Source organism: Sphingomonas edaphi (genome assembly GCF_003583725.1).
In the GTDB taxonomy this organism is placed as follows: domain Bacteria; phylum Pseudomonadota; class Alphaproteobacteria; order Sphingomonadales; family Sphingomonadaceae; genus Sphingomicrobium; species Sphingomicrobium edaphi.
Map to the genome: position 1 here is coordinate 919,393 of NZ_QXTF01000001.1, position 13,314 is coordinate 932,706.

Below are 13,314 nucleotides of genomic sequence, written 5' to 3' on the forward strand. Positions count from 1 at the left end.
ACAACGGCTCATAACGGAACCGGAATGGCGTCATGGCGCCAGCTGAGGAGGGGGAGCATTCATGGAACCGACCGTCGCGAAAACGCCTGTCCACCTGTGGTTGGTCGGCGTACTGTCGCTGCTGTGGAATAGCTTCGGCGCGTACGACTATTTCATGACCCGGACGCGCAACACGGATTATTTGTCGTCCATGCCGGGCCTGACGGCCGAGCAGATCCTCGCTTATGTCGACAGCTTCCCGCTGTGGGCGCAGGCGGCGTGGGGCTTTGGCGTGTGGGGAGCCCTCCTAGGATCGATCCTGCTGCTGATGCGCAACCGCTGGGCGGTAACGGCTTTTGCCGTGTCACTGGCAGGAGCCATCATCAGCTTCGCCTATCAATATGCCGGGCCGCCTGCGCCCGCGCCGATGAACGAGGGTGCGATGGCGATCATGCCGATCGTCATCATCGCAGTCGCCGCGCTGCTTTATTTCTACGCCTACCGGCAGCGGGCGAGCGGAGCGTTGCGCTCACCGTCAGCGTGATCGGATGAATGCCCGGATGTCGCGGGTCAATTTCACGCGATCCTCGTCGCGAACGTACATCATGTGGCCCGAATGGTAGTAGTGATACTCTACCCGGTCCTGCGGAATGCCTGTGCGTGACAGCGCATATTCAGCGGCGAAGAAGGGCGTGGCAAAATCGTAATAGCCCTGACCAACGAAGATGCGCAGACCGCGATTTTCGCGCAGCGCCGTGCCTAGATAGGGTGCCACATTTAGATAGGCGTTGGTGTCGCGCCCGCCGATGCGCCAGTCCCAGTCGCGCCCGATGCCCGAAATCGACTGATATTCGCGATCGGTGACGAACCCGAGCGGGCCGCGGGCCCAGCTGTTGATTGCGGCGGTATAGCCAGCATCGATGCCGTAGAAGCTGGGATCATTGTCGGGTGTTTCACCCGCGCTGTCATAGTCCTTGCCGGTGTAGCGGCTGTCAAGGCGGCCGACCGTCTGGCCGCGGTCGCGGAGCAGTTCCTTGTAGAAGCGGCCGGGCGTGACCCGCAGGTCGGCGGCTTCGAGATAAGCCTCGCCAAGTCCGGTAAAGCGGGACAATTGCGTGCGGATCGCGGTTCGCTCCTCGGCCGGCAGCTTCTGCCCCTTGAGCAGCGCCGTGGCGTAAGGACCGATCGCGAATTGGCGCGCTTCCTCGACGAACTGCTCGACCGAAGGTGAGGTTGCCTTGCCGTGATAAAGCGCGGTCGCGGCCATCGACGGCAGGTTTGTTATGTAGCTGAGCTCATTGCCCTGCGTATCGGCGCCGGCAGCGAAGTCTAGCACCGTCGAGATGAGCAGGATTCCGTTGAGGCCGACGTCGTTGAATGTCTCGCCTTCGAGTTGGTTGACCACGGCGGCAGACCGGGTCGTGCCATAGCTTTCACCACCGAGGAACTTCGGGCTGTTCCAACGGCCATTGTCGTTCAACCAGCGGCGAATGACCGTCGCGACAGCCTTGGCGTCGGCCGTGATGCCGTAGAATTCCTTGGGGTCGGTCTTGCCGATGAGGTGAGAGAAGCCAGTACCGGGCGGATCGATGAAGACGATGTCGGTGACGTCGAGCAGCGAGTCCGGATTGTCGACGATCGGATAGGGCGGTGCCCCGTCGTCGCGCGCGTCCGAAGGGATGGCGACCCGCTTCGGCCCGAACGCGCCCATCTGCAACCAGACCGAGCCGGAACCGGGACCGCCATTGAACAGGAAGGTCACCGGCCGGTTGGGATCGCGCGGCTCCTTGACGTAGGCCGTCGTGACGATGGCGGCCTTTTGTGTGCCGTCGTCGCCGCTTATGATCGTCTCGCCGATCGTGGCGCTATAGTTGATCTTCTGGCCGCCGAAGTTGCCGCTGTGCCGCGTAGTGCGGACCTGCGGAGCAACCTTTTCAACCTTGGCTGCTGCCGGCTTGTCGGCAGGCTTGTCCTGCGCAACCGCACTGTTCGCCGCCAGCACCAGCGCGAGCGCCGTCAAACCACGAAACAACATCGACCCCTCCCTGACTCACAAGGCACGCACCATGGCCCGTGCAGCCGATCAGGCAAAGCCGTGTCGATCAACAGCCGTCTGGAGGCGGCGGACGGCAGCCGGCTTAAGTTGCGGACGCGACCCGTTGCTGGCCAAACATCATTTGCGGCATGGCCAGCGCGTCGAAGCCATAGGGATCGGCCCGGAACATGACCCCGTTGGCCGTTGGCGCGACGGTCAGGTAGGTCATGTAGACCGGCATCGGCTTGGGCACGTCGAACTTCTGTTCGACGCCGGTCGCAGCGTGCGGCACATAGCCGAACGCCCAGGTCGCGAAGCGCCGATAATCTTCAAGCCGGACGCAGCCGTTGCTGAGGTGGCGGTCGGTTTTCGCGAACAACTCCGGATGGGGCGTGTCATGCAGGTAGATGCCGAAATCGTTTGGCGTCTCGAACTTCATGTTGCGCATCGAGTTCCAGGGTCCGGGCAGCTGGCGGACGCGGATCGTAGGCTGGACCTTGCCGGAAGCGATTCCGCGCCAGTTGACCGTCTTCGGGTCGATGATCGGCGCGTTGGGCGACCAGTCGCGAAGCACTTCGTAATGGAAGTCCTTCAGATAGGAGATGCCTTGCTCGCGAATGCGCTTGGCCGTCAGGCTGCGCACCAGCTCCGGTGGAACGTTCCAGTAGGGATTGGCCTTCGCGTTGCGAAGGATGACCGCCATCATCGGCGTCTTCGTTTCGGGAGCGCCAACGACGACCCGCATTTTGTCGGCCATCCGGTCGCGGTCGAAAAAATAGATCTCGGCGGCACCACTATCGACCACGGCGTACCGGTCGAAGGCCCGGGTTGCCGGCAGGCGATAGGCGCGCTCCATGTTGATCGCGATCCGCTTCTCATAATAGTCGGCGCCGCGATTAAGCGAGGCGATAGTCCCTCGCCCGGCAATGCCGTCGGGCGTTCCGAGGCCGTGCACCTGCTGGTAATTCTTCACTGCCTGGTACAGTTGTTCATCATACGCGCCGGATGGCGACAGGCCGAGGCGAGTGCGCAACAACTGAACCCGCTTGCCCGACGATCCTCGTTTCATGGCGGCGCCGACAGGAATCTTCGTCTGCGGCAATCGGCCCCAGGTCGCTTCATATTGTTGGAGGCCGCGCGCGAGGTCGGCGAACATCGGGTTGGGCGCGCCGCGCTTGCCCCCCCCGAAGTCGAAATTGAACAGGCGCGCCAACCAGTTCTGCGGCCGCTGCTTGCGCTTGGCGACATTGGCCATCTGCGGATCGACATAGACGAAGTCGATGCCCTGCTTGATGGCGCGCGGCACTGCGACCGGCTCGTCGCCGCGCGGCTGCGCGACCACGGGCTGGGCCGCGATGACCGACAGGGCACTTGCAACAAGGATTAATTTTTTCATGATATTAGCGCCGCTCGCGCGGCGCTTCCCCGAGTGAATTCCTTAATCAAACACTCTGGAGGGCATTGGGTTGCGCTCGCCTGAACGCAAGAGCGTGTGCGGCCGAGTTAGCGCTTTCCGCCCCACTTTCGCTGCGTCTTGCCGTAACCGGTGCGCCGGGTGCCTGGCCTGCCCTGCGTCGCATTGCCCACTGGGCGGGGGGCGATGCGGTCCGGGTCGGGGATACCGAGTTCGTCTTCCTCCAGCTTGCGGATCTCGTCGCGCAAACGTGCGGCTTCCTCGAACTCAAGGTCGGCAGCGGCTTTCCGCATCCGTTCCTCCAAGTCGCCGATGTAGGCGCGCAGGTTGTGCCCGACGAGGCGCGGCCGTTCGTCATCGCCGGTCTCGACCATTACGCCGCCGCGGGTCGAGACATGGGCGATGATGTCGCTGATGTCGCGCTTGATCGTTGCCGGCGTGATGCCGTGTTCAAGGTTGTAGGCCTGCTGCTTTTCACGCCGCCGGTTGGTTTCATTGAGCGCTCGCTCCATCGAACCAGTCATACGGTCGGCATAGAGGATGACCTTGCCGTCGACGTTGCGCGCGGCGCGGCCGATCGTCTGAATCAGCGACGTTTCCGACCGGAGGAAACCTTCCTTGTCCGCATCGAGGATCGCGACTAGTCCGCATTCGGGGATGTCGAGCCCTTCGCGCAGCAAATTTATACCGACCAGGACGTCATAGACGCCGAGCCGCAAATCGCGGATCAGCTCAATGCGCTCCAGTGTCTCGACGTCACTATGCATGTAGCGGACCTTCAGCCCCGCCTCGTGGAGATATTCGGTCAGATCCTCTGCCATTCGCTTGGTCAGAGTCGTGACCAGCGTGCGGTAGCCCTTGGCGGCGGTCTGCTTGGCTTCGTGGACGAGGTCGTCAACCTGGTCCTCAACCGGCTTTATCTCGACCGGCGGATCAATGAGACCGGTCGGACGAATGACCTGTTCGCTGAATACACCGCCGGTCGCTTCCATCTCCCATCCGCCAGGCGTCGCACTGACAAACACCGACTGCGGGCGCATCGCGTCCCATTCGTTGAAACGCAGTGGCCGGTTGTCGATGCAGCTCGGAAGGCGGAAGCCATATTCGGCTAGCGTAATTTTTCGCCGGTGATCGCCCTTCGCCATCGCCCCGATCTGCGGCACCGTCTGGTGACTCTCGTCGACGAACAGCAGTGCATTATCAGGCAGATATTCGAACAGGGTTGGCGGCGGCTCGCCCGGAAGTCGGCCGGTCAGGAAGCGCGAATAGTTCTCGATCCCCGCGCAGCTGCCGGTGGCGGCGATCATCTCCAGATCGAAATTGGTCCGTTGCTCGATCCGTTGCGCCTCCAGCAACCGCCCTTCCGCCACCAGCTCCTTCAGCCGCTCGGACAGCTCGTGTCGGATCGCCTCCATCGCCTGTTTCAGCGTTGGCCCAGGCGTCACATAGTGGCTGTTTGCATAGACCTTTACATAGTCGAGTGCGGCGGTCTTCTTGCCGGTCAGCGGGTCGAACTCGGTAATCTCCTCAATCTCGTCGCCGAAGAAGCTGATTCGCCAGGCGCTGTCCTCATAGTGCGACGGAAAAATCTCCAGGCTATCCCCGCGCACCCGGAAATTGCCGCGCGCGAAGGCCTGGTCGTTGCGTTTGTACTGAAGCGCGACCAGCTTGCGGATGATCTCCCGCTGGTCGACGCTCTGCCCCTTCTTCAGATCGAAGATCATCGCCGAATAGGTTTCGACCGAGCCAATGCCGTAGAGGCAGCTGACCGAAGCGACGATGATCACGTCGTCGCGTTCCAGAAGCGACCGGGTCGCCGAGTGGCGCATGCGGTCGATCGCTTCGTTCACCGAGCTTTCCTTCTCGATGTAGGTGTCGGTCCGAGGGACATAGGCTTCCGGTTGATAATAGTCGTAGTAGCTGACGAAATATTCGACCGCATTCTCGGGGAAGAAGCTTTTGAACTCGCCGTAAAGCTGGGCGGCGAGAATCTTGTTCGGCGCCAGCACCAGCGCGGGGCGCTGCAGCGTCTCGATCACCTTGGCCATGGTGAAGGTCTTACCGGAGCCGGTGACGCCGAGCAGAACCTGGTTCATCTCCCCGCTCTCGCGGATACCCTCTACCAGCTCGGCGATCGCGGTGGGCTGGTCACCTGCCGGCTCGTAGTCGGACTTCAGCACGAACTTACGCCCGCCTTCAGCCTTGTCGGGCCGGGCGGGACGATGCGGAACGAAGGTGTCGCCGGTTTCAGGCTCGGCAAGAGTTGTGCGGATCTGGATGGCCATCGCCTTGCTATATGGCCCTGCCTTGCCATTGGTTCCAGCTTCGGCCAGCGTCCGCCCCAATGCACCCTGCCGTTGCCAATCTAATGATACCAATCGTGTCTCTGCTCGGCGTGCTGTTCGTCGTTGCGATGGTCGCGCGCGATCAGGAGCAAGAGCCAATCTCTCTGCATATGGCGATCCTTTGCGGGCTGATTGTCGCTTCGCTGTCGATCGGCGTGCACGACTCGCCTCCGGAAGTGCCCTGGGGCTGGCCGGCGGCGGTGACTTTATGCCTCGGCTTCATCGGAGCGGGTCTCTGGGACCAGCGCGTCTATTTATTCGGAAGCGATGGGCCCGATCGCGGGCATGTCCCTGCCAGCGGCCGCTCGCTTGCCGGGCTAGCGTTGGTAGCGCTGACCGAGGAATTGCTGTTTCGCGGGCTGATGCAAAGCAGCCTCATGGGCATTTTCAATGGCCCCGGCGGCGCCGCTATGGCGCTGTTCCTGGTCAATCTGGTTTTCGCCGCGATGCACATTGGTCGGGGTCTGACCTTCGCGCTTTCGGCAGGATTCTTCGGCATGATCATGTCTATGACCGTTATCCTCTCCGGATCGGTCTGGCCCGCGGCCGTCACTCATATGGCCTGGAATCTGATCGTCGGAGTCGCGCGGCGTCGCGCTGCGGCGCTTTCAGTCTAGCAGCCGCCGCCTGCAACGCAGACCTTGCGCTGGATCTGCTCGATGCTGTCGCGTTCGCGCTGTCGCTGGTCGATCCACTCGGCAGCCGTCATGCAAATCTTATAAGACTTAAGCCGATTTCCCGTACTGTCTTCATACCGGCAGACGATGCGGTTCGGATTCTTGGCGTCGGCCTTTTTCTTGGCCGCCCATTCAGCCTTCGTCATGCACATTTGATATGGTTTGGCACCGGGTTCCGCGGACACGACCTTCTTGCAGACCGTTGGATCGGCCTTGCCCTGGGCGTCGGTGGCTGGATTGAAGGAAGAGGCCGATGTCGCAGCTAGCAACGTTACTGCAATGGACAAAGCGAAGTGAAGCATTTGCGCTCTCCTCTACTATGCGTCGAAGATACCACGCCAGCGTCCTCCGGCAAGCGTCTCACGATTTGAACGCCATTGCATTGCGCCCTTCCTGACATATGCTGCCGGCCAGACTGCCGCGCTCCATGCGGCGGGTTGGGGGGACAAGATGCGACATTTCATGCTGGCCCTGCCGCTGTTGAGCCTTGCGGCGTGCGACAATTCACCTAGGGTCGAAGCCGAAAACGCCAGTGTCGCTGAAGTGGCGGACAAGGTGCGCGAAGCCGGCGGCAATGACGCGATGGCGGTCCGCCCCGGACAATGGGAATCGAGCGTCGAGCTGGAATCGATCGAGATCCCCGGCATGCCGCCGCAGGCCGCCACGCAGATGAAAAAGACGATGGCCAGCGTCGCGACCGGCCACAAGAGTTGCCTCACCGAGGAGCAGGCCAGGCGCCCTAAGGAAGATTTCTTTGCCGGGACCGAAAGCAATTGTCGCTACGACAAGTTCAGCATGAGCGGCGGCAAGTTGACCGGCACGATGCGGTGCACCAGCCAGCAGGGGGGCGGAACCCAGCTGATCGAGTTCGATGGCACCTATGGGCCTGAGGAATACCGCATGCGGATGGCCTCTACTGTCGAAGGGGCGTCACCCGCAGGCCCGATGAAAATGGTGATGAACATGACGTCGAAGCGAGTGGGCGACTGCGGCGCGAAGACGGCGGCCAATTGATTTTGTAGCGAGGGGGAATTTGATGCGAAGCATGGTTTGGGCACCGGCCTTGGCTGGATTAGTGGTCCTGGCGTCCTGCGGAAGCGAGCCGGCGCCGCCGCCAAAGGATGAAGCGCCCGAAACGCTGGCCCCTGGCCTGTACGAGCTGACGTCAGAAGTGACCGCCGTCTCTTCCACCGATAATAGCACGCCGGCGACCTCGCTCAAGCAGGGCGACAAGTCGACCGTAAGGGCATGCGTCTCCAAGGATGGTCCGGCGTCGGAACTGTTCGCCGAGACACCCGCCGACAAGTGCGAAGTTAAGAACAGCTACGTCCGATACGGCCGTATAAGCGCGCAGATGAGCTGCAAGCGCGAAGGCCTTTCGGGCGACGTGATGCCGGCCATGATGGGATCGTTCAGGGCTGACAGCTTCGAGGGCGAAATCACGACGCTGACCTACCTGACCAAGGACGGCGACTATCGCATGAACCGGAAGATCAGCGCGAAGCGCGTCGGCGATTGTCCCGCCTAACCATCGGCGCATGAAGGCTGACCTTCCGGCATTGTTCGTCAGGGTCGCCTTTTTGCTCGCCCTGACTGCTGGACTGGCGGGATGTGCCGCCGTGCCCAACATCCCACAGGGCCGGCCGGCACGGGTCGCAGTCGCATTCGACCGCAATGCTGTGCGAGGCTCGTGGAGCGACGGCCTTGCCGATCTGCGGTCGGGACGCCTTGCCGCGCCGGACGACCCGGTTCGGATTGCGTCGATCAGCAAGCTGGTCGTGGCGGTCGGGGCAATGCGGTTGGCCGAGCAGGGTAAGCTCGACCTCGACCGGGACGTGAACGACTATCTGGGCTGGAGCCTTCGCAACCCCGCATATCCGGACCGGCCAATCAGTCTGCGGATGCTCTTGTCCCACACATCGAGCCTGCGCGACGGCGACGATGCCTATGTCGTCCCGCTCGGTCGGATGATCCGCGACGCGGTAAGCGATCCGGACGTGTGGGATGCTGCCCATGCGCCGGGCGCAGGCTACTTTGCCTATGCCAACTTCAACTTCCCGTTGGTCGCGTCGATCATGGAAAAAGTAACGGGCGAGCGGTTTGACCGGTGGATGCGGCGAGAAGTGATCATGCCGCTCCGGATCGACGCCTGCTTCAACTGGCCGACGTGCAGCGACGCGGCGATCGACCGCGCTGTCGTGCTGACTCAGGGCGGACGGCCAGTCCGCGACGACCTTGATGGCGGACGTCCGGACTGCGCCGTCGTTGTGTCAGCCGACGGCAAATGCGACCTGGGGCGATGGCGGGCGGGCGATAATGGCGCGCTCTTTTCACCACAGGGCGGACTTCGCATTTCCGTGCTCGCGCTGGCGCGCATTGGCAAAATGCTTCTGAACGGCGGCATGATTGACGGCGTTCGCATCCTCACATCGCAATCAATCAATGCGATGCTCACTCCACAGTGGCGGCGGCAGGGCAGCAATGGCGCCCGCAGCGGAGAAGGATCGGGAATGTGCGCCTATGGCCTAGGAATCCAGTTACCCGCGAGCGGAATCGCCGGATGCGCCGACAACCCCGGACTTCCTGCGGGCGACTGGTCGGGCCATTCCGGCGAAGCCTATGGCCTGCGGTCCGGCCTTTGGATCGACCGGACCGCAGGTTTAGGAATTGCCTACTTCGTCACGGGGCTCCCGGACGACCCGCCGCCGGGCAGCAGTGATTTTTCCGCGCCCGAAGAAGAGATGATCGCGCGGTCGCTCGCCTTGCTTTCCGCGGGCCAATCCGCTTCCTCTTCCCCTCCGGTTCGCCACAGCGAATAGCCAATGCCGGCCCCGATCAGCGCGGCGGTAACGCCAAGGCTGAGCAGCGGCGGGAACTTCGCGCCATCCATCAGGAAGTCGGCGATGAAAATCTTGCTGCCGATAAATACCAGCACGGCAGCTAGCGCATATTTCAGATAGTGGAAGCGGTGGATCATGGCCGACAGCGCAAAATAGAGCGCGCGAAGCCCGAGGATAGCCATGATGTTCGACGTGTAGACGATGAAGGTATCGGTGGTAATCGCAAAGATCGCTGGCACACTGTCAACGGCGAACACGAGGTCGGCCAGGTTGATGACGACCAGCGCTAGAAACAGCGGCGTTGCCGCAAGCACGAGCTTGCCGGTCTTATCGTCGGGCACGCGAACAAAGAAGTGCTGCTCGTGGAGTTCCCGTGTCACTCGCATATGGCGCGAGATGAACTTCACCGCCCGGTTGTTGCCCACATCCATCGGCTCGTCGCCGGCGAAGAACATCTTGATTCCGGTCGCGATCAGGAAGGCGGCGAACAGGTAAAGCACCCAATAGGCCTCAGCGACAAGCGCCGCTCCACCAGCGATCATCAGGCCGCGAAGCACGATCACGGCCAAAATGCCCCAGACCAGCGCGCGATACTGATACTTAGCGGGGATGGCGAAGGTGGCGAAGATCAGACTGATCACGAAAATATTGTCGATCGACAACGCCTTCTCGATGAAGAAGCCGGTGTAATATTGCACGGCCAGTTCGCTACCGCGCTCGGCCCAGATCCAGACGCCGAAGGCCAGCGCGATGCCGATGTAAAAGGCGCTGAGCTTCAGGCTTGCGCCGATGCCCATCTCCTTGTTTTCGCGGTTGAGGACGCCCAGGTCGAACGCGGTCAGCACCGCGACCAGCGCGAAGAACACCAGCCAGAACCAAGCCGGGGTGCCCAGCCAGTCAGCATTTAGAAATTCCATGACGGTTTCCTATGGATGGCGGCGGCGCCGCGCCGGGCGCCGCCGCTCGCGCCTAGTCGAACAACTCCTCGAGGAAGCTCTTGCGCCGCTTGTGGCGGTAACGGGGGTCGTGCCCGTAATGCTGTTGCGGCGGGGGCGAGCCCCAAGGTTGCTGTGGCTGCTGTGGCGGCGGGGCGGGAACGGCGGCCGCTGCCGGCTGCGCTGCGCTGCGCTCTATGATCTTGTCGAGTTCGCCGCGGTCAAGCCACACACCGCGGCAGGTGGGACAATAGTCGATCTCGATCCCCTGCCGCTCGGACATGGTCAGGTTGGTCTTGCATACGGGGCACAACATCATCGTTTCTCCACCTTGCGCAGGGTCAGCCGCTGAAGCCGGTCCTTCACGGCCAGCTTCATCTTCTTGAACCTAAGCGTCAAAAAAGGGTCGGGCAGGCGGCGACGCTGCTCATGGCGCAGTACGTCGTCCAGCCGTGCATGCTGCTCCATCAGCAGGAACATGCGGGTCGTCATTTATCGTCTCCTCTTCAAACCGAAGTTCGATCGGAGGGCCCGTTGCCATGCGTGGGGAGTTTGGGCCGCCATCGTTCGCACCGGATCATCCGATGCGGTCCGACATCACGAGCGCCTCAATCGAAGCGCCCGCCAGAGGGGCCCGGTCCGCGAGATGGATAATGGCCGGGCGGCCCGAAGGTTTCAAGGGTTGCACGAAAAAACGGGTCCCGGACCGTTCGTGGCGCGAGCGCCACAGCGCCCCTCTAGGGACCCAAAAAATTTAACGGCCCGTCAATTTATATCTTGTGTCTGTCGCCCGATTAGGCACTATATCTCGTGTAGCGACGGGGGTCATGCTCAACTTATTGTGGTTGGGGCGGAAGATGCTTATCTTCCGTAAGGGACCGCTCATGCCCTGTGGATATCGGGGAATGAGCCGAGAAAAACCCCCGCTGGCTATGAATTTGGACTAGTCTCGGTGTTATGGCAGCGAGTCGAACAGAAGCAGAACAAGCCGTCGTAGAGCGGCCAGTGGCACGGGGAGTGACGATGGACTTTGCAACCTCCAGCGATGTGAACGTGGACGATGTTTCGGTCACCGAGACCAAGCGGGACAGCAAGACGATCGACGCCCGGGCGTTCAACGTCACCACCGATTCGAGCCGTGATGCGCTGCTGACCGAATTCGGCAAGGAAACGCTGCGCGATCGCTACCTCCTGCCCGGCGAGGAATATCAAGACCTCTTCGCCCGCGTCGCCTCGGCCTATGCCGACGACCAGGACCATGCGCAGCGGGTCTACGACTATATCTCGAAGCTGTGGTTCATGCCGGCGACGCCGGTGCTGTCGAACGGCGGCACGGGACGCGGCCTGCCGATCAGCTGCTACCTCAACAGCGTTGACGACAGCCTCGACGGCATCGTCAACACGTGGAACGAGAATGTTTGGCTGGCGTCCAAGGGGGGCGGCATCGGCACCTATTGGGGCGCGGTGCGCGGCATCGGCGAGCCGGTCGGCCTTAACGGCAAGACCAGCGGCATCATCCCCTTTGTTCGCGTGATGGATAGCCTGACGCTCGCCATCAGCCAAGGTTCGCTGCGGCGCGGGTCGGCCGCTTGCTACCTCGACGTTTCTCATCCGGAGATCGAGGAGTTCTTGGAAATCCGAAAGCCCTCGGGCGACTTCAACCGCAAGGCGCTGAACCTTCACCATGGCGTGCTGGTCACTGACGAGTTCATGCAGGCGGTCCGCGACGGCACCGAGTTCACGCTGCGCAGCCCCAAGGACGGTAGCGAGCGCGGCAAAGTCCATGCGCGCAGCCTGTTCCAGAAGCTGGTCGAGACTCGCCTTGCCACCGGCGAGCCCTACATCGTATTCAACGACACGGTGAATCGCACCATGCCCAAGCATCATCGCGATCTGGGCCTCAAGGTGTCGACGTCCAACCTGTGCAGCGAAATCACTCTTCCGACCGGTCGCGACCACCTTGGCGCCGACCGGACCGCGGTCTGCTGCCTCTCTTCGCTCAACCTCGAAACCTGGGACGAGTGGAACGGCGACAAGCAGTTCATCGAGGACGTTATGCGCTTCCTCGACAATGTGCTGAGCGACTATATCGCCCGCGCGCCGGACGAGATGGCCCGCGCCAAGTACAGCGCGGAGCGCGAGCGCTCGGTCGGCCTAGGCGTCATGGGCTTCCACAGCTTCCTTCAGGCACGAGGCCTGCCCTTCGAAGGCGCGATGGCCAAGTCGTGGAACTTGCGCATCTTCAAGCATATCCGCGCGCAGGTCGACGAGGCGTCGATGATGTTGGCGCAGGAGCGCGGCCCTTGCCCCGACGCGGCCGACATGGGCGTGATGGAACGCTTTTCCTGCAAGATGGCGATCGCGCCGACCGCGTCGATCAGCATCATCTGCGGCGGCACCAGCGCCTGCATCGAGCCGATCCCGGCCAACATCTACACGCATAAGACGCTGTCCGGCAGCTTCTCGATCAAAAACCCCTACCTTGAAAAGCTGCTCGCGGAGAAATCCAAGAACAGCGACAATGTCTGGAACTCGATCCTGGAGCAGGGCGGGAGCGTCCAGCACCTCGACTTTCTGACGCCGGAGGAAAAGGACACCTACAAGACCAGCTTCGAGATCGATCAGCGCTGGCTGCTAGAGCTTGCGGCCGACCGGACGCCCTTCATCGACCAGGCGCAGTCGCTGAACCTGTTCATTCCGGCCGATGTCGACAAGTGGGACCTGATGATGCTCCATTTCCGCGCGTGGGAGCTGGGCATCAAGTCGCTCTACTACCTCCGCTCCAAGTCGGTGCAGCGCGCCGGTTTCGCCGGTGGGGTCGAAGCAGACAACACGCCTGATCTCAAGGAAATCCAGCTAGCCTCGTCAACGGACTACGACGAATGTCTGGCCTGCCAGTAATCACAGTCCTTGAACTGGCGGCGGCGATTGCGCTGATCGTCGGTGGCGGCTGGCTGTACCGGCGGCGGGGCAAGGACGACCCTAACCACGGCAGCCAAGGCGCGGTCATCCTGATCGTCGTCGGAGTCATCTTGGCGATCCACGGCCTCGGCCTGCTGGAATATCGCCCGATGGGAAGCGAGCGCTAG

At 62.1% G+C, this 13,314-nt stretch carries 13 protein-coding genes and 1 pseudogene; 7 read left to right on the plus strand and 7 right to left on the minus strand.

Going from position 1 to position 13,314, the window contains the following annotated elements:
- Positions 1 to 61: 61 nt before the first annotated feature.
- Positions 62 to 523, plus strand: a complete 462-nt coding sequence (locus D3M59_RS04730) for a hypothetical protein (RefSeq protein WP_119532049.1) — start codon at positions 62 to 64, stop codon at positions 521 to 523.
- Here D3M59_RS04730 and D3M59_RS04735 read toward each other — a convergent pair.
- The 3 genes from D3M59_RS04735 to uvrB form a co-directional block, all read right to left on the minus strand.
- Complete coding sequence (locus D3M59_RS04735) at positions 515 to 2,014, minus strand: S10 family peptidase (RefSeq protein ID WP_119532051.1); 1,500 nt, start codon at positions 2,012 to 2,014, stop codon at positions 515 to 517. The genes D3M59_RS04730 and D3M59_RS04735 overlap by 9 nt on opposite strands.
- Before the next feature lie 103 nt (positions 2,015 to 2,117).
- Positions 2,118 to 3,410, minus strand: coding sequence for a L,D-transpeptidase family protein (locus tag D3M59_RS04740; RefSeq protein WP_119532053.1), 1,293 nt, complete (start codon positions 3,408 to 3,410; stop codon positions 2,118 to 2,120).
- Between the two features lie 107 nt (positions 3,411 to 3,517).
- A complete protein-coding gene (gene uvrB, locus D3M59_RS04745) occupies positions 3,518 to 5,713 on the minus strand; it encodes an excinuclease ABC subunit UvrB (RefSeq protein WP_119532055.1) in 2,196 nt (731 codons plus the stop codon).
- A gap of 83 nt (positions 5,714 to 5,796) precedes the next feature.
- Here uvrB and D3M59_RS04750 point away from each other — a divergent pair, with 83 nt between their 5' ends.
- Positions 5,797 to 6,390, plus strand: a complete 594-nt coding sequence (locus D3M59_RS04750; protein WP_158581950.1) for a CPBP family intramembrane glutamic endopeptidase — start codon at positions 5,797 to 5,799, stop codon at positions 6,388 to 6,390.
- Here D3M59_RS04750 and D3M59_RS04755 read toward each other — a convergent pair.
- On the minus strand, positions 6,387 to 6,752 hold the full coding sequence (locus tag D3M59_RS04755) for a hypothetical protein (protein WP_119532059.1): 366 nt from the start codon (positions 6,750 to 6,752) through the stop codon (positions 6,387 to 6,389). The two genes, D3M59_RS04750 and D3M59_RS04755, sit on opposite strands and share 4 nt — an antisense overlap.
- Before the next feature lie 148 nt (positions 6,753 to 6,900).
- Here D3M59_RS04755 and D3M59_RS04760 point away from each other — a divergent pair, with 148 nt between their 5' ends.
- The 3 genes and pseudogenes from D3M59_RS04760 to D3M59_RS04770 form a co-directional block, all read left to right on the plus strand.
- A complete protein-coding gene (locus D3M59_RS04760; RefSeq protein ID WP_119532061.1) occupies positions 6,901 to 7,464 on the plus strand; it encodes a DUF3617 domain-containing protein in 564 nt (187 codons plus the stop codon).
- Between the two features lie 22 nt (positions 7,465 to 7,486).
- Positions 7,487 to 7,978 (plus strand): DUF3617 domain-containing protein, encoded by a 492-nt coding sequence (locus D3M59_RS04765; protein WP_119532063.1) that lies wholly within the window; start codon positions 7,487 to 7,489, stop codon positions 7,976 to 7,978.
- Between the two features lie 10 nt (positions 7,979 to 7,988).
- Positions 7,989 to 9,092, plus strand: a pseudogene (locus D3M59_RS04770) (serine hydrolase domain-containing protein); the annotation flags it as partial.
- A 29-nt stretch (positions 9,093 to 9,121) separates the two neighbouring features.
- Here D3M59_RS04770 and D3M59_RS12225 read toward each other — a convergent pair.
- The 3 genes from D3M59_RS12225 to D3M59_RS04785 are packed head-to-tail and all read right to left on the minus strand — an operon-like array spanning position 9,122 to position 10,717.
- Positions 9,122 to 10,207 (minus strand): TerC family protein, encoded by a 1,086-nt coding sequence (locus tag D3M59_RS12225; RefSeq protein WP_119532067.1) that lies wholly within the window; start codon positions 10,205 to 10,207, stop codon positions 9,122 to 9,124.
- A gap of 52 nt (positions 10,208 to 10,259) precedes the next feature.
- A complete protein-coding gene (locus D3M59_RS04780; RefSeq protein ID WP_119532875.1) occupies positions 10,260 to 10,541 on the minus strand; it encodes a TFIIB-type zinc ribbon-containing protein in 282 nt (93 codons plus the stop codon).
- Positions 10,541 to 10,717 (minus strand): DUF465 domain-containing protein, encoded by a 177-nt coding sequence (locus D3M59_RS04785; protein WP_119532069.1) that lies wholly within the window; start codon positions 10,715 to 10,717, stop codon positions 10,541 to 10,543. The genes D3M59_RS04780 and D3M59_RS04785 overlap by 1 nt, the downstream gene beginning before the upstream one ends.
- Before the next feature lie 531 nt (positions 10,718 to 11,248).
- Here D3M59_RS04785 and D3M59_RS04790 point away from each other — a divergent pair.
- Complete coding sequence (locus tag D3M59_RS04790) at positions 11,249 to 13,126, plus strand: ribonucleoside-diphosphate reductase subunit alpha (protein ID WP_119532071.1); 1,878 nt, start codon at positions 11,249 to 11,251, stop codon at positions 13,124 to 13,126.
- Entirely contained in the window at positions 13,108 to 13,314 is a 207-nt protein-coding gene (locus D3M59_RS04795) for a hypothetical protein (RefSeq protein ID WP_119532073.1), read from the plus strand. Before D3M59_RS04790 ends, D3M59_RS04795 begins: the two co-directional genes overlap by 19 nt.